This window comes from Flavobacterium sp. (assembly GCF_027482425.1).
Classification (GTDB): Bacteria; Bacteroidota; Bacteroidia; order Flavobacteriales; family Flavobacteriaceae; genus Flavobacterium.
In genome coordinates, this window is sequence record NZ_JAIXWA010000065.1 from 1 (window position 1) to 20,858 (window position 20,858).

The window sequence follows — 20,858 nt, forward strand, 5'->3', positions numbered from 1 at the left end:
GATACTGAGGGTGGTTTGGCCAACAGTTGTGACCCGCTGCTTTTAACAGGGGTATCCATTATTGACTATCCGCATTATTTCACGCCCAACGGCGATGGTATCAACGAAACGTGGAATATTGTAGGATTAAGTAGTCAGATAAACGCAAAAATTTATATATTTGACCGCCAAGGTAAACTCTTGAAACAAATCAGTCCCACGGCAGCAGGATGGGATGGCACCTACAACGGTGCTTTGATGCCTGCCACCGACTACTGGTTCTTGGTAGAGTACTTTGAAGGGAATACCGCAAAAGAATTTAAAGCCCATTTCTCATTAAAACGATAATACAATGAAATTGAGACAATTGTTCCTTATAATAGGACTATTAATTGCAAAATCTACTAGTGCCCAGGAAATTTTACCTGTGTATTCCGATTACCTCTCTGACAACTATTTTTTGTTGCACCCATCCATGGCGGGGGCTGCAAATTGTGCTAAATTACGAATGACAGGTCGTCAACAATGGTTTGGACAAGAAGATGCACCTGCACTTCAAACCTTAAGTTTTAATGGCAGTTTGTCAGATCGCGACGGGATGGGGATTATTTTAATTAATGACCGCAACGGCTACCATTCACAAAAAGGATTTCGTTTAGCTTATGCACACCACATCATGTTCTCAAGAGATAATGTCGATTTAAATCAGTTATCTTTTGGTATTAATGCAGGTTTTGCTCAAAGTTTGCTAGACGAAACTTCTTTTTTAGAAAACAATCCAACGTATGATCCAATTATTGATGGGACTATAGTTCAAAAAGCTTCTTATTTCAATGTAGATATTGGAGCTTCCTATAATTTCTTGGACTTTTACGCCCATTTAACGGTAAAGAATGCGGTAGCAAGTAATCGTAGATTGTACACTGATCGAGAACCTACCAATTTACGTCGATTAATCTTCAACATGGGATATACCTTTGGTGATTCAGAGACAATCCAATGGGAGCCCTCATTTATGTTGCAACACGTTTTTCAAACCAAAGAAACTACGTTAGATTTAAACATAAAAGCGTATAAAAATTTAGACTTTGGTAAATTATGGGGAGGTATTTCCTATCGTAGAAGTTTGGATGGTGCTGAATATATTGAAGGAATCAATTCTAGTTTAGTAGTAAACGATCAGCAATTGCAATATATTACACCGATTGTGGGGGTTAATTATAAAAACTTTATGTTATCCTATACATACTCTCATTTGTTAGGTAATATACGATTTGACAACGGTGGTTTTCATCAAATTACTTTAGGGATTAACTTATTCTGTAAAGCTGAAAAATACCACTGTAACTGTCCAGCAGTTAACTAACTTTTTTACAATAAATATCCCGATTCGTCGGGATTCTTTTTTATGAAAATTATTAAAGCGGTTCGAGGGAACTATCCCGTAATCCCTGAAGATTGTTTTATTGCAGAAAATGCAACTATTGTTGGAGAAGTTACTCTGGGAGCTTCATGCAGTGTTTGGTTTAATGCAGTAATACGCGGGGATGTTCATTCAATTTCAATTGGAAATAAAGTTAATATTCAAGATGGTGCGGTCATTCATGCCACGTATGAAAAGCATAAAACAGTCGTAGGAAATAATGTGTCAATTGGACATAACGCGATTGTTCACGGATGTACTATTGAAGATAATGTGCTGATTGGAATGGGAGCCATTGTCATGGATGGATGTGTAATAAAGTCAAACTCAATTATTGCAGCGGGTTCGGTACTTACTCAAAATACCATTGTTGAATCCGGGACAATTTATGCGGGTGTACCTGCCAAAAAGGTCAAAGCGCTTAATGCTTCTGAGTTTGCAGGTGAAATCGAACGTATATCTAATAATTACGTAATGTATTCGGGATGGTTGAAAAATTCTGAGGACCTTTAGTTTGGTAAAAGCAATCGTGCATTTTCAAGTACTCGAGGGTTAATTAGTATAATACTGAATACTCCCAAAACAATCAAAAACTTTAATATAAGGTGTAAAATTAAGTAGTCTTGTTTGCGTTGGGATAGTGGTATGCGAAGAGCGAAAGCAATAAGAGCTAATGCAGCACCATAAAAGTAAAAATCCATATATCCAACATCATAGACATCGATTAAAAAAAATAAAGGAATTATTGTGGATATCACGAGACCCATTACAACTTGATGGGCAATTTTTTCACCATATTTTACAGGAATTGTTTGGTATCCATTGGCTAAGTCACCTTGGATGTTTTCCAAATCTTTAATGATTTCTCGAATTAAAATTAGTATACCAAGAAACGATGCATGAGCTACAATTTCGGGATAGAAATTTTTGTAGTAAAGTAAAATAGCAAAAAACGGTAAAATGGCTAAAACAGCGGCCGTTAAATTTCCAATAATTGCCAATCGTTTGAGTTTGTGAGAATAAAACCAAATAAGAAAAATATAAGCCGAAAAATAAAGTACTGCTCGGAAAGAAACAAAAAAGGCAATTAATGCCACAAAAAAGTTCAAACTAAAATAAACTGTTAGCTTTGTTTTTTGACTCACCAAGCGGTCGAGCTTCGACTTTTGTGGGCGATTGATTAAATCTTTGTTGCTGTCGTAAAAATTATTGATAATATAGCCTGAGGCAATTGTTAGCGCAGAAGCCAAAATGATTACAAACAAATTCGGATCCAAGAGTACACTCAATGCCCGCTTTTCGGGTGCAAAAATAAAAATAGCAGAGAGGTATTGTGCTAAAACAACTACAGGTATATTGTATCCGCGAACTACAGAAAACATACTAATGATTTTCATCATCGTAAGTTTAGTTTGTCGACGGACCATACCTCTTAAAATTGATACACTACTTCAATTTTGTAATCTTTGAGGGACAGTTGTGCTTTTTCTAAATCTTGAGTAAAGCCCAAAATATATCCGCCACCACCCGATCCACAAAGTTTTAAGTAGTAATCGTCCGTTTCTAACCCTTTTCGCCAAATGCCATGAAATTCTTCAGGAATCATTGGTTTGAAATGATCTAATACGACATTGGAAAGTTTCTTTGTATTGGTAAACAATGATTTGAAATCGCCCCCTAAAAAGTTTTCTACACAAGCATCCGTATATTTCACGAACTGATTTTTTAACATTTTACGAAAGCCTTGGTCTTTTAAGCTTTCCATAAAAATATTAACCATTGGAGCTGTTTCTCCTACAATTCCTGAGTCTAAGAGAAACACAGCTCCTTTACCTTCCGTGCTTTGCGATGGAATGCCAGTCGCTTCAATATGATCTTTAGAATTGATTAATATGGGAATGCTTAAATAACTATTCAAAGGGTCTAGTCCCGAACTTTTTCCATGGAAAAAAGATTCCATTTGTGAGAAAATTGTCTTGAGTTGTAACAACTTTTCCCGCGTAAGGTTTTCTAAAACCGTAATTTTTTCTTTAGCATATTTATCGTAAATCGCGGCTACTAAAGCACCACTACTTCCTACACCATAGCCTTGCGGGATACTGGAATCAAAATACATCCCGGCAGCAATATCGGCTTGTAAGGCCTCTATTTGAAATTGAACTAATTCAGGTTGCTCTTGTTGCAAACGAATTAAATAGTCCGCAAATTTTTGAAGGCTGGCATTCGATTGTTGGGCTTCTTTTGAAGGGTCGCCCTCAATTTTTAAAGCACCATTGTAAAAGTTGTAGGGAATCGATAAACCTTTGGAGTCTTTGATGATTCCATATTCACCGAATAATAAAATTTTAGAATAGAATAAGGGTCCTTTCATAGCTTTACAATTCAGTTACGGAGTTAAATTTTGCGCACCGTTTCCAATAGTGTCACAAATATACTGTTCCTTTTGACAATAGCCAACTAATTCGTTCTTAATAAATTGTAAAACAGCAGCTTTATCGTTTTCGGGATATAAAACATGTACATTGGCACCTGCATCCAATGTAAAACACACCGGAATTGAGGTGGCTTGGCGAAAAGTCCAAATACGATTAATAATCTCCAACGTATTGGGCTTCATTAATATAAAGTAAGGGGTTGACGTCATCATCATGGCATGCAACGTCAGGGCTTCACTTTCGGTAATGCGAATGAAGGCATCAATATCTCCCGTTTTTAGTGCTTCGACGAGAAGACTTAAATTTTGTGGGGCTTGCGCAAATCGTTCAGCGGCAAAAGGGTGCCCATGCATTAAATCGTGGCCTACGGTGCTTGATACCTGCTTTTCTCCCTTATCTACAAGCAATATGGTATCTTGGTAATTTTGAAAAATAGGATGAATAGGTTCTTCAAAAGAGATCCCATAATCATGTGTACTTCCTTTGATTTGATTATGTTCGCCCCAAACGACTATTGAGCCTTTTAAACTTCGACAAGCACTTCCCGAACCAAGTCGCGCCAAGAAAGAGGCTTTTTCCCAAAAATAACTATCCTCCATAGCAGGGTGTAACAGCCGTTCCAGACTCATAACATTGACAGCTAATGCGGCCATACCGGAAGCGGATGAGGCAATGCCCGAGCTATGTGGAAACGTATTTTGGGAGTCTATAGTGAAATGAAAATCGGTGATATAACTGCAATAGGGGAGAATTCGTTCAAAAAACTGCTGTATCTTGGGATGAAACGACGGTTTGGGTTCCCCTTCAAATTTGAATTCAAAAGAAATAGTTCCCTTTTCGGTTTTGGGATCAAAATCCAATTGGGTGATCGTTTTACACTGATTTAAGGTGAAACTTAATGAAGCGTTGGCGGGAATTTGATTTTCTTTTTTGCCCCAGTATTTAACTAAAGCAATGTTGCTGGGAGCCGACCATCGAAAAGAACCGCTACATAATTCGGGAGTACTTCCTTTAAACGTAAAATCAGTGGTAATGTGCATGCGCTTTTTTTCACAAAGATAAAAAGAAATTCAGGGGTACATTCGGCTTTAGTATCTTTGTAACAAAAAAGAATATGCAACGATTTTTACGCATCAGTGTAGCCGTGATGACTTGTTTGGCAGTGGGTTATCTTTCAGGGATGGCCACAAAACAGGGAATTGTAGAGTGGTATCCCACCTTAAACAAGCCGTTTTTTAATCCGCCCAATTGGGTTTTTGCACCTGTTTGGAGCCTCTTATACATTGGAATGGGGGTGGCTGCTGGTTTAGTTTGGACACAAATGGAGAAAAATGAAGCGCTGGTTAAACGTGCTCTTTTCTTTTTTACCATACAATTGGCTCTAAATGCTCTTTGGTCGTTTTTGTTTTTTTCTTTGTGGAATCCGCTTGTTGCCTTGCTCGAAATCATCTTATTGGATTTGATGATATATGAAACCTATATTCAATTTAAAAAAATTAACCGCTGGGCTGGATTTTTATTAATTCCTTACCTTGCTTGGGTTGGTTTTGCTACCCTCCTCAATGGAGCCATTTGGTGGTTAAATCGATAAAAAAAAGCCGTTCAAATGGAACGGCTTTTATTATTGAAAAATAATTAGGTTACTTTTTAATCAGTTTTTGGGTAAAATGTTGTCCGCTTACAGATTCAATTTCAACAAAATAAACACCTTGCGGTAAAGTAGAAATATCCATACTATGATTCGCAGCATTGATCTGTCTTGAAGACAACATCGTTTTGCCTAATACATCATAGATGCGAATAGCCTCCAGGGCTGTACCATTGGCATTTGCTTCAAAAGTTAGGATATTCGAAGCGGGATTAGGATACATCACAAAGGCCACCCATTCTTGTTCGTTCACCCCAAGAGGAGCTGTGAATTTAGTCGTCCAAGTATTTGTTATAATTGCTGGATTCGAGTCAAAGTAAATCGAAGCAGTGTTTGGCACAATGGTTCCCACCTGGAATCCTGGATTCAATTTGATGCGGAAGGTTACATATCCTTGACTGGCTTGCGGACTCACTATTTCAGGGACCAGTTGAATGTTGGTGAACAACCATTCCACATGCGTGCCTTCGCGTGTCATCACATAATTGTGACTTGAGCTAACCATTCGAATACTTTCAGCATCCAATAAAGCATCTAAATCATCCTCTATGCGAACATCAATTGCGTTGGCCGTTCCCATGTTTTGGAAACGAATGGTGTAGAATAAATAGTCGTCAGCGGTAAATGAATTGAACGGAATTTTATCCCCATGTGATTCCATTTTATCATTAGGATCCCATGAATTTACCACAATTTGCGATAAGCTAGCCGTATTGTTTCCAGCATTGATATCATTGCCAGAAACTACTGTAGCCGTTGCTGTTAGTATATCATTCATGTTGACCGTAGGCGTCGTAGGGACACTTAGCGTAACCATAAAGGCAATGGTTTGGTTGGGCGCAAGATTGGTATACGCGTACGTAAAACCATTGGCATTGACCGTTGTTCCGGCAGGTGAAATAGTGGTTACGGTTACAGGCGTCGGTTTGTTATAGGTTAACGTTCCACTCGCTGGAGCAATGCCTAGATTTTTAATGATTACGCGCTGCATATACGAAAGTCCAGGTCTAGGAGGTGCACCTATTGGCGAGATACTTACTTCTACATCACTAAACGGTTGCGTATTTGTAATGGGGAAATAAAAGATCTGTGTGCCACCGTTGGCAGGAATATTTACATCATTTACGGTAAAGCCGTTGCCCGAAAAATAAGGTAACGCTTCGGGTAAAATTTGATAGCTAACATCATACGTGTTTGATGGATTGGTATCATAAATGGAATACATCCCTGTCGGGGCATAGACCAACATATCTGTTCCAGAGTTGTTTTGTTGAATCACAAAGTTTCCACTCGGGAAGTTCGGTTCGCCTTGATCTTGCACGCCATTCGTATTGGTGTCCACAAAAGCAATGACTACAATTTTTGGAAGGTCAGGAGCACAACTTACATTGGCTACCCATCCGGCAGCATTCACAGAGCCATCACTTACAAAGCGGAAGGTCAAACAACCATCGGGACTGCTTGAAGTAAAAGGCCCCGGAATTACTGTTCCCCAATAACCACCAGCTAAACCACCTGGTACATTAGCAGCTCCATTGGCGCTGGGAATCATGGGGGCTGCTATTGAGCTTCCATTGAAAACATACATGGCATCCCAATTCGCCTCCGTAGTAAAGGCTGTAAAAGTTACGGTTACTAGGTCACCTGCATTGGCAGGACAGATCGTATAAGTAACATTTGCATTGTTAGCATAGTTGCCGTTTGCTCCCCCGTTGTCCGTAAATGTACCGCCGCATTCGGGAGGTGCAATTAGGGTTGTAATAGTTGGAGTGAAGTCACAAATACTTACATCATTAGGACCACAAACCGTACGAACATAGATACGGTAACAGGTGTTGGGCGTTAGTCCTGTTGCATTAAAAGTTGGTGTTGAAACCAAAATACCGCCTGTAGTTGAAGTCGTAGGCGCTGGAGCAGTACAAGGCAAAACAAATACTTCCCACTGTGTGTCAGTTAGCAAAGCAGGCGTCCAACTTACAGTCATAGACGTTTGTGTTACATTGGAAACAACCGTATTGGCGGGTTTCAAACAAGTTGGTGCAGGACCACAAGTGACATTTGCTACCCATCCAGGAGCCGTTACAGAGCCGTCACTTACAAAGCGGAATGTTAGACAACCATCGGGGGAAGAAGAGGTGAATGAAGGAAGGCCTGTTCCCGTTAAAGTGCCCCAGTAACCACCCGCTAAGCCTCCTGGAACATTTCCTGCTCCATTGGCACTTGGAATTTGAGGCGCGTTTACTGAATTTCCGTTGTAAACATACAATGCGTCATATACTGCTTCCAGCGAGAAGGTCGTAAAGGTTACGGTTACAATTTCCCCAGGATTAGTTGGGCATATAGTTGTAGTCGAATTGGTGGAATTAGCATAACTCGCGTTTGGACCACCTGCGTCTGTAAAGAGGCCTCCGCAAGTTGGAAGCGCTTGAAGCGTTGTAATTGATGCGTTTGAAATTGTCCAAGCACTACTATTGCTTGGGCTACAAACGGCACGCACAAATAGATTGTAACACGTACTTGGATTAAGTCCTGTTAAAGTAAACGGGTTACTCGTAACAAGGGTTGCAGGAAAATTGGGAGTAGGCGCAGTAACTCCACAAGGCACGGCAACTACTTCCCATTGGGTAGCATTTTGAGCGGTATTGGCCCAATTGACAACGACACTAGTTGAAGTGACATTTGAACCTACCACTGCGGTTGGGGCACTACAAGTTGAAGGAGCCGCACAGGTTACATTGGCTACCCAACCCGATTGATTGACCACATTATCACTTACAAATCGGAAGGTCAAACAACCATCATTTGCACTCGAGGTAAAAGGCCCTGGTATTGTTGTTCCCCAAAATGCTCCCGGTAATCCGCCAGGAATGCTGTTTCCATTGTTTCCGCTAGAAATTTGTGGTGCCGAGGTGCTGTTTCCATTGAAAACATACAATCCGTCCCAACTTGTTTCTATACTAAAACTAGTAAAGGCAACCGTAACGACTTGCCCAGGCGTTGAGGGGCAGATAACATACGTGTTGTTGGAGTTGTTGGCATAATTGGCATTTGCGCCACCATTATCCACAAATAACTCACCACAGTTGGGAGAAACTACAGGGGATTGCGTGGTTTGAAAATAGGTGCCTGCCGACCAAGCAGAGGTGCTATTACTACATAACGAACGAATAAAGAAATTGTATTGAGTGTTGGGCGTTAAACCTGATGCCAAAAAAGGACTTAAAGAAATCACCGTTCCTGTGGTATTGGCTGTCGGCAATCCTGCCGATTGTGGTAAAACAACTACCTCCCATTGTAAGGCACTTCCTTGTGCTGTCCAAGCAAAAGCGGCTCCCGTTGATGTAATCGTTGAAACGCTAAAGTTGGTGGGTAATACACAAGTTTGTGAGGCGTTAATAACAAATGTCACCGGAATGGACCAGTCGCTTAAAGTACCCATACATAACGTGCGGATAAATGCATTATAGGTCCCCGGTTGCAACGTAGTTACGTAAGTAGGTGAAGTCACCAAAACCCCTTGAGAATTCGGGGTTGGTCCCGTTCCCGCAGGAAGAATTAGTACTTCCCATTGACCGACATTATTGTTGGGGTCTATCCAGGATAACGTGACCTGTCCAGCGACACTGGTGTTGGGTGTAATTTGTGTTGGGGGTAAACAATTGGGTTGCATGCATTCCACCAAGCCCATCCATCCTGATGCCGTTCCCGTAACATCAGAAATAAACTGTATGCTAAGCGCACCTGAAGGATCGCTGGCAACAAAAGTAAGTTGCTCATTGGTTACATCAGAAATTTCAGCCAAAATGGGATAATTAGGGGATGGCCCATCATAAATCGTAAGCACATCTCCAGGTGCAATAGTTAACGAAGAAAGCGACAAGATAACCGTTTGCCCAGGAAAGGTAGGGGTAAAAACCGAAATACTGTTTTCATTCGATCCATAGTCGCCGTTGGGACCACCAGAATCATAGAAAGTTTCGCCGCAGGTGTAGGTATTTTGTGCGATTAATGCAATTGGGGCTACCAGTATGGCGAATAACGCCCATAGTAGTTGTTTTTTCATAATTGGTTAGGTTTAAACTAATCAAATATACGGTGATTTTTAAATAATTAACTATTGTAAATGATTAAATTGTATTTATGATTAAGAATTTGGAAAAATAAATAGTAAAATAGTATCATAATTTCAATTGTTCGCAATGATAAATCCGCCCGTCCACGCATTTTGAAAGTTAAATCCTCCTGTAATGGCATCGATGTTTAACACTTCACCGGCAAAGTAAAGGTGGGGCAACAATTTGCTTTCCATGGTTTTGAAATTCACTTCTTTCAAATCAATGCCTCCCGCCGTCACAAATTCCTCTTTAAATGTACTTTTTCCATTGACTTGAAATTGGCCGTGTGTGAGTTGTTCAGCCAATTGTTGTAGTTGCTTGTTGGTTACATCGGCCCATTTTTGTTCATCTTCAATTCCAGCGGCTTTCACCAAATTGTCCCAAAGTCGGTTGGGCAGATCTACAGGAGCTCTTCGGGCTACAATTTTTTTGGATTGCTCCATTCGAATCGTTTTTAGCAAAGCTATACAGGATTCCCGATCTTCCTCAGGTAGCCAATTGATAGCCACTGTAAATTGGTATTTCTTTTCAGCTAAAATGCGTGCGCCCCAGGCTGATAACCGTAAAATTCCTGGGCCACTCATTCCCCAATGGGTAATCAATAATGGCCCCGAGGCTTCGAGTTTTGTGCTCGCTACCGATACCGTAGCAGGCGTCGATAACCCCATAAGGTCTTTGATGCGACGATCTTTGATATTAAAAGTAAAAAGCGACGGTACCGCCTCAACGATAGTATGCCCTAATTGCGAAAGTATTTCCCAAATTTTAGGGTTGCTACCTGTAGTTATCACCACTTTTTCAGCGGAATACTGTTCCGTTTGGGTTTCTATTTTCCAATAATTTTCTCCTTGAAATATCGATTGGACACTTTGTTGGGTGAGGACTTGAATTCCCAATTGCTGGGTGGCTTTTAGAAAACAATCAATGATGGTTTCCGATGAATCTGTGGTGGGAAACATACGGCCGTCTTCTTCAATTTTTAAGGGAACACCATGGTTCTCAAACCAAGCTATCGTATCTCCCGAACAGAATTGGTTAAAAGGCCCCAATAGTTCTTTTTCACCTCGAGGATAATTTTTCACCAAATCAGTAGGCACAAAGCAAGCATGGGTAACATTACAACGCCCGCCACCGGAGACACGAACTTTAGACAATACTTCCTTGCCGCGTTCTAAAATCGCCACTTTTAAATGCTGATGTTTTTCAACCAAATTGATGGCCGTAAAAAATCCAGCAGCGCCACCACCCACTAAGATTATATCAAAGTGCTTCATAAACGATCGGGGAAATCTGAAATGATACCATCAACTTTCCACGCTTTTAACGTTTTTATTTTCTCTGGGTCGTTTACGGTCCAAGGGAAAACTTTACTGCCGTGGTGTTGTATCGATTTCACCGCTTCAAAAGTAAGTAAATTATGGTCGGGATGCAGACTGAATGCACCAATCTTTTGGGCAAACTGAAGCGCAACTTCAAGGTTTACTTCGGTCAAAACACCCAATCGGTAGGTAGGGTGCTGTACTCTAATTTCGTCAAGTATATCCCATTCAAATGCCGATATAATAAAATCAGAATTAGTTAATTTTTTCTTGCGAATACGCTTTTTAAGGAGATAAAGTACAGGGTCAACGGCTGCTTTTTCTTTGATTTCAATGTTGAGCAAACAACGGTTGGCTACTAGGTTGCAAACCTCTTCGAGTGTGGGAATGCCCCATTGTTGCAAAACATCACTGGTGCTATGTTTTACTAAACCCGTTTCAAACGTTGTACGGTCTAGGGTGGCATCGTGAATCACCATAGCTTGTTGGTCAAGACTCACACGAACGTCGAGTTCGATACCCTCAACCCCGAGGGCTAACGCTTTTTCAAACGAAGCCAAGGTGTTTTCAGGAGCGTACCCACATGCCCCGCGATGTCCAATGCGCCACATCAACGAACTAAAGCATTGGTGCGACGAAAGGCTTCTTCATCTTTATAATCCAACCAAGCCTGCCCTTTTCGTTTACGCATCCAGTTGTCGTAATTACGGCGAAGAAATACATTGGTAATCGCTTCTGCAAGGTTGCCAGGTTTGTGTGCCAAAGAGCGAAGACTTAGAGAGAACCCAGGCGTCAGGTATTTCATGTAATGCCACCAACCTTCGGGCATATACAACATTTCCCCGTGTTTGAGTTGGGTGATGTAGGGTTTGACTTTTTGTAAGGCTGGAAATCTTTCGAAATCAGGCTGGTCAAAATCTATATCTTCATTGCAAATCCAAGAATAGGGGAGTCGGTACATGAATTTGGATTCCCGTGGATCGACCAGCACGCATTGTTTTTCACCATTAAAATGAAAATGAAAAATATTGGCGAGGTCAATATCATAATGCATAAACACTTTCGAATCTTCGCCCCCAAAAAACACTAAAGGAATTCCTTTAAACAGTCGAACACCAAAGTCAGGCCACTTAATATCGCTTTTCAAATGGGGAGCGTCTTTGAATAAATTGTACAAAAATATGCGTAAATCCGTCGGCCCTTTTTCCATGATGTCCAAGTATTCATTCATAGTCATGGTAAAATCAGGCTCGTTGACTTTTTTGGTGTAATCGGTTTTTCTGCTATCGTACAAGGGAACTGTCGTGTGTCCCGCTTCTTGACGGATGTAGGCCAAATTCCATTTTGAAAAGGCAGGCCAGTCCTCAATTTGGTTCGTGATGACAACGGGTTTTTGTTTGGTGTAGTAATTTTTTAAAAACTCCTCTTTGGTTAACTTTTCAACCCGTTCTATTTCAATATATTCAAATCCCATAGGCGTTCGGATTATAATACAGCACAAAGTTATCGAAATGTAAAATCGAAACTCTTAACGAAATGTGAATTTTACCCACAAAAAAAACCGACTAAAAAGTCGGCTTTCCTTAGATCTTCTCCAAAAGGAGTATCATGTAATCGGTAGTCAATGTGATTTTTCCATCGGTAACGGTAGCTATTTTACCAGAGTAGGCATCGCGTAAGCGTGTTCCATTTGGGAATTGTTGCCCCACAGCAATAGTTTTGGTGCCGGTATTTAGTTGTAAGCCTACTACTACGCGGTCTTCAAACGACTCTTTTTGAAAACTACGACTAAATACATAGGGTACAGCCGTAATTTGTTGGTGAACTCCAGCACCAATCGCGGGATGGGCTCGTCGGAAACGGCCAAGTTTTTGCCAATGCTCTAACACCGCCTGACGGTAAACATCGGTGGCCATTTCTTTCCAATTCATAAATGATCGTAACGTAGCATCTCCCTGAGTACCTGGAATATCGAGCGAACGAACACTTTCATCGCCATAATATACCTGAGCGATACCCGGCGCTAAAAGTAATTTTGTTCCACTTTCAAACGGACGAACTCGTTTTTTATCAAAGGGCCAACTGTCGTCGTGTGATGAAACATAGTTCATGACCGTGTGTCCTTTTAAATCATTTTGCAAAAGCGCATTATACTTGGAAAAGAGGGGCTCAAAATCCATATTGGCTTCGTTGCGAAAATCAAAGTTGATTAAACCGTCAAAGCCATTTGCAAAGTAATTTACTTTTCTATCGCCATAGTCATAGTATTGTTTTCCCCCGATGTAATAGCCATAGACTTCTCCCACCATAAAAAAGGAGTTGTTGTCTAAGACTTTTTTGGGGTTATTTTTTTTAAAAGTGACAAACGCTTGGTCGCATACTTTTTTGAAATCAGCCCAAACATCCTCGGTCGTGTGCTTGGCGGTATCCACCCGGTAGCCGTCGATACCAAAATCAGTAATGTAATCCGCGAGCCATTTCATGATGTAATACCGAGGCGCTCTGGGATATCCCGTTTGTTTGAAAAAAGCATCCAACTCGTTCATTTCTTGCTCATAGCGTCCTTCTTTTTTCCATTTTTCAACCAAAAAAGGAGGTAATTCGACATTGGCTTTGCTTTCCGTTTTTACATCGGGAAGGTTTTCTACCAAAGTACAATTGATGTTGGAATCGTACGAATTGTATTGGCATTTCGGTCCTGTTCGCACCCAATCGTTTGGAAATACAGTATCTTCGAAAGTGACAGGTCCGGTATGATTTATCACGGCATCCAAAATGATTCGAATACCGCGGGCATGAGCTTTGGTTACCAATTCGGCCAAGTCTTTTCGGGTGCCAAAATTGGGGTCAAGTGCGGTCCAGTCTCTTGTCCAATACCCATGAAAACCATAGGAAAATCCGGTGCCTTCATCAACACCATCATGGATTTGCTCTACAATAGGCGTCATCCAAATCGCATTGATACCTAATTTGTCAAAATACCCTTCGTCAATTTTTTGAATTACCCCACGTAAATCGCCGCCTTCAAAACCCCGTAACTTACCCGTTGGTTTTGTGCGGTTGTATTGTTTATCATTGGTGCGATCGCCATTGTTAAAACGGTCGGTCAGTAGAAAATAAACATTGGCACTTTCCCAATAAAAGGGCATTTTCGGTGCGGCAGGGTTGGTTCGGTTTTGGGCCAATGTTAAGGCGTTAGCCCCAACCAAAAGGGCAAGAGTGAAAAGGATTTTTTTCATAGTTAGCGTACAATCGTTATACTCGTTTTACTTTGATTATGTTGGTACAAGAACGTGAGTTTCTTGGTTTTTGCCTCCCATTGAAAAGGGATCGCCAGGCCGTTTTGGGTTACTTTTTTGGGTTTAAGAGTCACATTGTAAACTGTAATGGTTCCCTTTTTTTCAGAAATGTTCGGGGCTGAAGTGGTTTCGTTTTGCGAAAAAGTAAGTACAATTTTTTTGTCGTCTGTATTCAAACTGGCGTGAAGCAATTCATGGTTTTGGGATAGGTTATTTGCGTTAGGTGTCGTGCCATCGTCAAAATACAACGTGCGTTCAGACATTCCTTTTCCGTCAACATAAGCGATAAAGTTAAGTACGTTGTTGTGGTATAAAGTCGTGTTTTGCACCACTTCGGTCATTGGTACTAAAGTGTTTGCGCGAACAAAGGTTGGAATGTGCTCTTCGGTAACTTTTACCGTTGCTTTTTTACCGCCAGAAAACTTTTTATGCGTGTAAAAATCATACCAGTTGGCTGTTTTAGGAAAATAAACTTCGGTTTGGGTTATGCCGGGATGTACAATGGGTTTGATCAAAAAATCATTTCCCCACAAATACGTATCTGCCACGGTTTGTAGCGATTCATTTTTGGGTTCTTCAAAAAACAACGGACGCATTAAAGGCATCCCTGTAGTGCTATTTTCATAGGCTAAGGTATAATTGTAGGGTAACAACTGATACCGCAGTTCGACTGATTTTTTGGCTTTGGCTTTCGTCACAATATCTTTACGTGCCACTTCTGAAGCCACCTCGTCTTGGGCATGAGGTCGGAAAATTGGATTAAACACACCGTACTGCAACCAGCGGAGATACAATTCGTTATCAAAATAATCGCCGGCAAATCCCCCAAGGTCGCTATGCATATAGCCTAGGCCTTGTATACCCATTTGAAGGGCAATTTCCATCTGACTCTGAAGGCCGCCCCACGTGCGATTAACGTCGCCACTCCAAGGAATCATTCCGAAGCGTTGTGATCCTGAATATCCTGCTCGCATTAAAATAAAAGGACGTTGTTTTGGGAAATCGTTTTGGTACCCTTCTGCGATAAGTTGCGCCCAACGGTGGCCATAAATGTTGTGCACTTCATCGGCTTTTCCTGCTGCCGTCATCACTCCAGAGGGGAATACTTCGGGTTCGCCCAAATCGCCCCAAATACCGCCCATACCTTGGCTAATCAAACGTTTGTACACAGCCCAAAACCATTTTTTACCTTCGGGTTTAAAGACATCGACAATCCCCGTGTTTCCAAAATAAAAGTCCCAAACCGCAGGAGTTCCATTCTTACGAGTAGCCAATACTTTATTATCGACGGTTTCTTGCCATTTTTGGGAGGTAGTTAAAATGAAGGGTTCGGTGATGAGTACCGTTTTTACTCCTTTGGCATTTAAGTCGGCCATCATTTTCTCCGGTTCGGGAAAGGTGTCCTTGTCCCAATCCAAATTCCCCATAGTACCTTTGATGGTTTTACCAAACCAATACAAATCAAGGATGATGGCATCTACGGGAATTTTATCATTTTCAAATTTTTGAATAGTTCTATCTACTTCTTCCTGAGAGCGGTAGCCGAAGCGTGAGGCAAAATTTCCAAAGGCCCAGCGGGGTGGTAGGGGTTGTCGGCCTGTGAGTGTGGTGAAGTTTTGAATCAATTCTGGCCAACTTCCGCCTACGACAACTTGGTACGTTTTACGTCCCGAAATCGTTTCATACTGTAGGCTATTGTTTTTTTGACTATCCAAATCCAAATGCCCGATGGCGGGATTATCAAAATGAACTAGGTATTGTTTGGAAGATAGTACCACAGGGATACAGAAATTCATCAATTCGGCTCGCGTTTCATATCCATAATGCGCGCGATTGTAGAGTGCCAATCGGTTCCCACGACGGTTCATGCCCAGCGCACGAGCACCGCCTCCATAGAGTTTTTCGTCAGGAGTTAGGTTGAAATCCAATACTTCGGTTGAATCGTTCCTTACATAGCCCAAACGTTCCGAGAGAATCCGTTCGTGGGTTGGGGTGAGGTATTGAATTTGAAACGGTTGTTTGGTAATCACTACTTTAATGTGCGGGGTGTTGAGGTTGAGTTCATTCCCCGAATCGGTAGCTGTATATTTTGGGTTATGTGATGACAATAGGGTTGCATGCGAGGCCGCATTGAACGTTTCTCCGTTGGGGATGAACGAGGTTTCAATGATTTGGTCGCTGAGTACTTTGATTTGATAACGGCCGTCGGTTACTCCAATATCAAGGCCAGCGGTAGAAGATTTGAAGTCTGTGAATTTTCGATTCGGATTTTGAGCCCAAGTCAGACTTACGGTCAAAAAGAAGAAAAGTGTCTTTTTCATACGTTAGTTTTTAGCCCCGACCTGCCTAAAACGACAGGCAAGTAGAGCGGGAAATAGCTCCCCATTAGTCTAATTCCAAAATGAATCCCGATTTCGGTTCGATTTCGATTGGTTTACGAATATCGAATGATTTTTGGGTTAAAATATCTTTTCCTTGCGCATATTTTGCAAGGTTTTCGGCAAATCGTTCCGGACTTACCGTTTGTTTTTCGTTGCTGTTATTGACAAGCACCATCACGCTTTCTTGGTCGTTATGTCGGAAATAAACATAGACGTTATTTTCGGGAACATAGTGTGTGGTTTTTCCGGTATGGATGACTTTTTTGGTTTTTCGCCAATTGAACAATTGCGAGGTGATGGCAAAATACTTCTGTTGTTCAGGGGTGCGACCCGCCTGGGTAAATGCGTTTAGCGTATCGCCGGGCCAACCGCCAGGGAAATCTCTACGGATATCGCCATCGCCTTTGTTTTTATCGCCGGTCATCCCGATTTCGGAGCCATAATATAACTGTGGAATGCCGCGCATAGTGGCAAGGAGCATTAGGGTGAGTTTGTATTTTTCAAATTCGGGGTAGAATTGATTGAGTCGTTGTGTATCGTGATTTTCAGCAAAAATGAGAAGATTGTTGATGTCGGGATACAAAAAGTCGCTGGCAAGACTGTTGTAAACCCGAACGATTCCTTTTTGCCAATCGCTTTTGTCTTCATGTAGGACTCCTTCGTTGAGAATGCTTTGGAGCATAAAATCCATCACGGACGGCAAGTAGGAATTGTAACTTTGAATTGCGGCTACTTTACTGTCTTTTTGCCAGTAGGCAATTTGTGCGGTGCTATACAACCAAGCTTCCCCAACAATGTTGAAATGGGGATATTCGTCCATAATGGCTTTGGTCCATTTGGCGATAGCGTTTTTGTCGGCATAAGGATAGGTATCCACACGGAACCCGTCAAGGTCGGCATACTCAATCCACCACAAGGCATTTTGAATCAAGTAATTCAGCACCAAAGGATTCGACTGATTCAGGTCGGGCATCGACTTGACAAACCAACCGTCCATACAGATTTTGGCATCCAAAGCCGAAGCATTGGGATCAAATTGCGTGGTCATTCGGTAAGACGTTTGTTTATACCCTGGGAATTGGTGAATCCAATCATAGGTGGGTAAATCGTCCATCATCCAGTGCTTGTAGCCCCAGTGGTTGGTGACATAATCTTTGATGAGTTTCATGTTGCGTTTGTGCAATTCGTTGCTCAAGCGTACATAATCTTCATTGGTGCCGAAGCGTTCGTCGATTTTGTACACATCCGATTGACCGTAGGTATGATAGGATCCTTTTTCGTCGTTGTCTTCACAAAGTGGCGTAGGCCAAATGGTGGTGGCACCGAGTTCTTTGATGTAATCCAAATGTTGGATGATTCCAGCGATGTCTCCTCCATGGCGTCCGTCTTTATTGGCGCGATCGGCTTTTTCGATGAGGTTGTGCGAGGAGTCGTTGTTGGGATTACCATTGGCAAAACGATCGGACATGATGAGGTAGATCATATCAGAGCTGTCAAATCCTTTGCGTAAGGCAGAATCTTTTTTACGGGCTTTGAGGGTATAATTTTGGGTAAAGGATTTTTTACCGTTTTTAAAAGTAAATACGAAAGTTCCGGGTGCTGCATTTTGGGTGTCGATAGTGACAAAAAGGTAATTGGGATTTTCGGTTTTTTGTACGTTTTTGATGATGAGGTTGGCAGCACTCACTTCATTCTGGGCGATATTTTTACCGTAGAACATGATTTGCACTTCGGAACGCTTCATGTCACTGTACCAGAATGGGGGTTCGATACGCGTGATTTGTGCGAAGCTTTGTACCCAAGTAAATAAGCAAAGCAGTATTAGGCAATATCTTTTTTTAAATTGTTGATTTGAAATGAAATGTGGTGCCATTTGTTTTCTTTTTTTGTGTAAAAATAAGAAGTCGCAAAGCAGGTAAACTTTGCGACTTTTTGTTTTAGGGTGCTTTATTATACGGTTACTAACCCATTGGGTTCAACGAGAACTTCTTTTCCAAAGACGTACACGCAAATGGGTTTGTTACCTTCTAGTGCAAATTGGGTTTCGTTTTGACCAATACTCACTTTCAAAATTTGATTTCTGAAATTGATTTTGAACGAATACGCTTCCCATTGCGCAGGAATACGCGGTTCAAAATGTAATGCATTGTCGCGCACACGCATTCCGCCGAATCCTTCAACGATGCTCATCCAAGTACCTGCCATGGAAGTAATGTGTAAGCCTTCTTCTACTTCTTTATTGTAATCATCTAAGTCCAAACGCGAAGTACGTAAATAGAACGTATATGCTTGTTCCATACGACCTAAAACGGCGGCTTGAATCGAGTGAACACAAGGAGAAAGTGAACTTTCATGAACGGTAAAGGGCTCGTAGAAGTCAAAGTGTTTTACCAATTGTTCTTTTGAAAAATGATCTTCAAAGAAATAAAATCCTTGAAGCGTATCGGCTTGTTTGATGTAGGGCGAACGCAAGATGCGGTCCCAAGACCATTTCTGGTTGATAGGGCGCTGACTCTTGTCAAGGTCGGCTACAGTGATGAGTTCTTTGTCTAAGAAACCGTCTTGCTGTAAAAACACACCATGTTCTTCTGAATAGGGGAAATACATATTGTCGGCCACTTTTTGCATGGCGGCACGTTCTTCTTCACCCAATTGAATTTTAGCCATGATGCGACTGTAATCGACTGGATATTCTGCTTTAACACGGTCGGTTTGTTCCAACGCATAATCGATACACCATTTGGCAATGTAGTTGGTGTACCAGTTGTTGTTGACGTTGTTTTCGTATTCATTCGGCCCCGTTACACCTAAAATCACGTATTGATTACGGTAGGTTGAGAAGGTCGAACGTTGGTGCCAAAAGCGCGCAATGCCAAGTAATACTTCCAATCCTTTTTCGGGGATATAACTGTAATCACCCGTAAAACGGTAGTAGTTGAAAATGGCAAAAGCGATGGCGCCGTTGCGGTGAATTTCTTCAAAGGTAATTTCCCATTCGTTATGACATTCTTCGCCATTCATGGTAACCATAGGGTAGAGGGCAGCTCCGTTTTTGAAACCGAGTTTACCCGCATTTTCAATGGCACGATCAAGTTGGTTGTAGCGGTAGGCTAATAAATTACGGGCGACTTGTTGGTCTTTGGTCGCCATGTAAAACGGAATACAGTAGGCTTCGGTATCCCAGTAGGTTGACCCGCCATATTTTTCACCGGTAAATCCTTTGGGGCCGATATTTAAGCGCGAATCTTTCCCTAAATAGGTTTGATTCAGTTGGAAAATATTGAAACGAATACCTTGTTGAGCTTTTACGTCACCCTCGATGGTGATATCGCTCATTTCCCAAATGCGCGCCCAAGCTTCTTTTTGAAGCGCTTCATAAGATTCAAAGCCCTGCGTCAAAGCTTGATTGATCACTTTTTCAGCGGCAACTTGGGTATTGTCATGGTTCATAGAAACTGTGTACCCTCCAATTTTTTGGATGGCAGCGTGTTGACCCTGAGCGCAAGATATTTTGTACGAAAAGGCGACCTGATCGATTGTTTGCGAAATGGTAGGTGTTAGATTTTGTCTTTCGTCATTCACTAGGATGCAGTTGTGCATAAAAGTGGTAGCGGTAAAATGTGTTTTAAACGTACGCGCCGTTACAAATCCTCGGTTATCGTGATAGTGAACATCTAAAGGTTCCCAGAATTTTTCTTCCCAGTTGGCATCTTCGTTATGCACGCCCGCATCCAAATACGGTTGGAACACGATATCTGCATGTGTGTTGAGCGGCGTGATTTGGTAATGGATGAATCCGGCTTCGTCCAGATCAAGTGAAAGAAAACGACGTACTTCAACGGCGATTTCCGTTCCATTTTGAAGCACAGCTTGAAACGTACGGGTATAAATCCCTTCCTTCATGTTGAGTTCACGTCGGAAGTTAGATACGGATTGGCATGTGGCTAAATCCAAATTCTCACCATTGATTTCAATGTTAATTCCGATCCAATTGGGTGCATTTAAAACTTTGGCAAAATATTCGGGATAACCGTTTTTCCACCAACCCACTTTGGTTTTGTCGGGGTAATATACACCAGCAATATAACTTCCTTGAAATGTTTTTCCAGAATAGTACTCTTCAAAATTAGCGCGTTGGCCCATAGCACCATTTCCGATGCTAAACAAACTTTCCGATGATTTTACGCGTTCGGCATCAAATCCTTCTTCAATAATACACCAGTTGTCTGGTTTGATATAATCCTGATTCATTGTATTGG

At 41.6% G+C, this 20,858-nt stretch carries 15 protein-coding genes; 4 read left to right on the forward strand and 11 right to left on the reverse strand.

Going from position 1 to position 20,858, the window contains the following annotated elements:
* The 3 genes from Q0037_RS09495 to Q0037_RS09505 form a co-directional block, all read left to right on the forward strand.
* Nucleotides 1–327: T9SS type B sorting domain-containing protein (locus tag Q0037_RS09495; protein ID WP_297517530.1), on the forward strand; the 327-nt coding region annotated here is incomplete at its 5' end.
* 4 nt (nt 328–331) lie between these two features.
* On the forward strand, nt 332–1,345 hold the full coding sequence (locus Q0037_RS09500) for a type IX secretion system membrane protein PorP/SprF (RefSeq protein WP_297517531.1): 1,014 nt from the start codon (nt 332–334) through the stop codon (nt 1,343–1,345).
* Between the two features lie 42 nt (nt 1,346–1,387).
* Nucleotides 1,388–1,915 (forward strand): gamma carbonic anhydrase family protein, encoded by a 528-nt coding sequence (locus tag Q0037_RS09505; protein ID WP_297517533.1) that lies wholly within the window; start codon nt 1,388–1,390, stop codon nt 1,913–1,915.
* Here Q0037_RS09505 and Q0037_RS09510 read toward each other — a convergent pair.
* The 3 genes from Q0037_RS09510 to Q0037_RS09520 are packed head-to-tail and all read right to left on the reverse strand — an operon-like array spanning nt 1,912 to nt 4,877.
* The gene (locus Q0037_RS09510) at nt 1,912–2,829 is read right to left on the reverse strand and encodes a geranylgeranylglycerol-phosphate geranylgeranyltransferase (protein ID WP_297517535.1); all 918 of its coding nucleotides are present in this window, start codon (nt 2,827–2,829) and stop codon (nt 1,912–1,914) included. The genes Q0037_RS09505 and Q0037_RS09510 overlap by 4 nt on opposite strands.
* Before the next feature lie 5 nt (nt 2,830–2,834).
* A complete protein-coding gene (locus tag Q0037_RS09515) occupies nt 2,835–3,773 on the reverse strand; it encodes a mevalonate kinase (RefSeq protein ID WP_297517537.1) in 939 nt (312 codons plus the stop codon).
* 15 nt (nt 3,774–3,788) lie between these two features.
* Nucleotides 3,789–4,877, reverse strand: a complete 1,089-nt coding sequence (locus Q0037_RS09520; protein WP_297517539.1) for a diphosphomevalonate decarboxylase — start codon at nt 4,875–4,877, stop codon at nt 3,789–3,791.
* A 74-nt stretch (nt 4,878–4,951) separates the two neighbouring features.
* On the opposite strand from Q0037_RS09520, the gene Q0037_RS09525 reads away from it, so the two are divergent.
* Nucleotides 4,952–5,428 (forward strand): TspO/MBR family protein, encoded by a 477-nt coding sequence (locus Q0037_RS09525; protein WP_297517541.1) that lies wholly within the window; start codon nt 4,952–4,954, stop codon nt 5,426–5,428.
* A gap of 49 nt (nt 5,429–5,477) precedes the next feature.
* Here the strand turns inward: Q0037_RS09525 and Q0037_RS09530 are convergent, their stop codons facing one another.
* The 8 genes from Q0037_RS09530 to Q0037_RS09565 all read right to left on the reverse strand — a co-directional run bounded on the left by Q0037_RS09530 (nt 5,478) and on the right by Q0037_RS09565 (nt 20,850).
* Nucleotides 5,478–9,548, reverse strand: a complete 4,071-nt coding sequence (locus tag Q0037_RS09530) for a fibronectin type III domain-containing protein (protein ID WP_297517543.1) — start codon at nt 9,546–9,548, stop codon at nt 5,478–5,480.
* A gap of 123 nt (nt 9,549–9,671) precedes the next feature.
* Nucleotides 9,672–10,874: an NAD(P)/FAD-dependent oxidoreductase gene (locus Q0037_RS09535; protein ID WP_297517545.1), complete on the reverse strand. Its 1,203-nt coding sequence runs from the start codon at nt 10,872–10,874 to the stop codon at nt 9,672–9,674.
* Nucleotides 10,871–11,530: a glycerophosphodiester phosphodiesterase family protein gene (locus tag Q0037_RS09540; RefSeq protein ID WP_297517548.1), complete on the reverse strand. Its 660-nt coding sequence runs from the start codon at nt 11,528–11,530 to the stop codon at nt 10,871–10,873. Before Q0037_RS09540 ends, Q0037_RS09535 begins: the two co-directional genes overlap by 4 nt.
* Complete coding sequence (locus tag Q0037_RS09545) at nt 11,530–12,393, reverse strand: cupin-like domain-containing protein (RefSeq protein ID WP_297517550.1); 864 nt, start codon at nt 12,391–12,393, stop codon at nt 11,530–11,532. Before Q0037_RS09545 ends, Q0037_RS09540 begins: the two co-directional genes overlap by 1 nt.
* 109 nt (nt 12,394–12,502) lie before the next feature.
* Nucleotides 12,503–14,158 (reverse strand): alpha-amylase family glycosyl hydrolase, encoded by a 1,656-nt coding sequence (locus tag Q0037_RS09550; protein WP_297517552.1) that lies wholly within the window; start codon nt 14,156–14,158, stop codon nt 12,503–12,505.
* A 2-nt stretch (nt 14,159–14,160) separates the two neighbouring features.
* The gene (locus Q0037_RS09555; RefSeq protein ID WP_297517555.1) at nt 14,161–16,539 is read right to left on the reverse strand and encodes a TIM-barrel domain-containing protein; all 2,379 of its coding nucleotides are present in this window, start codon (nt 16,537–16,539) and stop codon (nt 14,161–14,163) included.
* Nucleotides 16,540–16,603: 64 nt separating this feature from the next.
* Nucleotides 16,604–18,472, reverse strand: coding sequence for a glycoside hydrolase family 13 protein (locus Q0037_RS09560; protein WP_297517557.1), 1,869 nt, complete (start codon nt 18,470–18,472; stop codon nt 16,604–16,606).
* A gap of 77 nt (nt 18,473–18,549) precedes the next feature.
* Entirely contained in the window at nt 18,550–20,850 is a 2,301-nt protein-coding gene (locus Q0037_RS09565) for a glycoside hydrolase family 65 protein (RefSeq protein WP_297517560.1), read from the reverse strand.
* Nucleotides 20,851–20,858 lie beyond the last annotated feature (8 nt).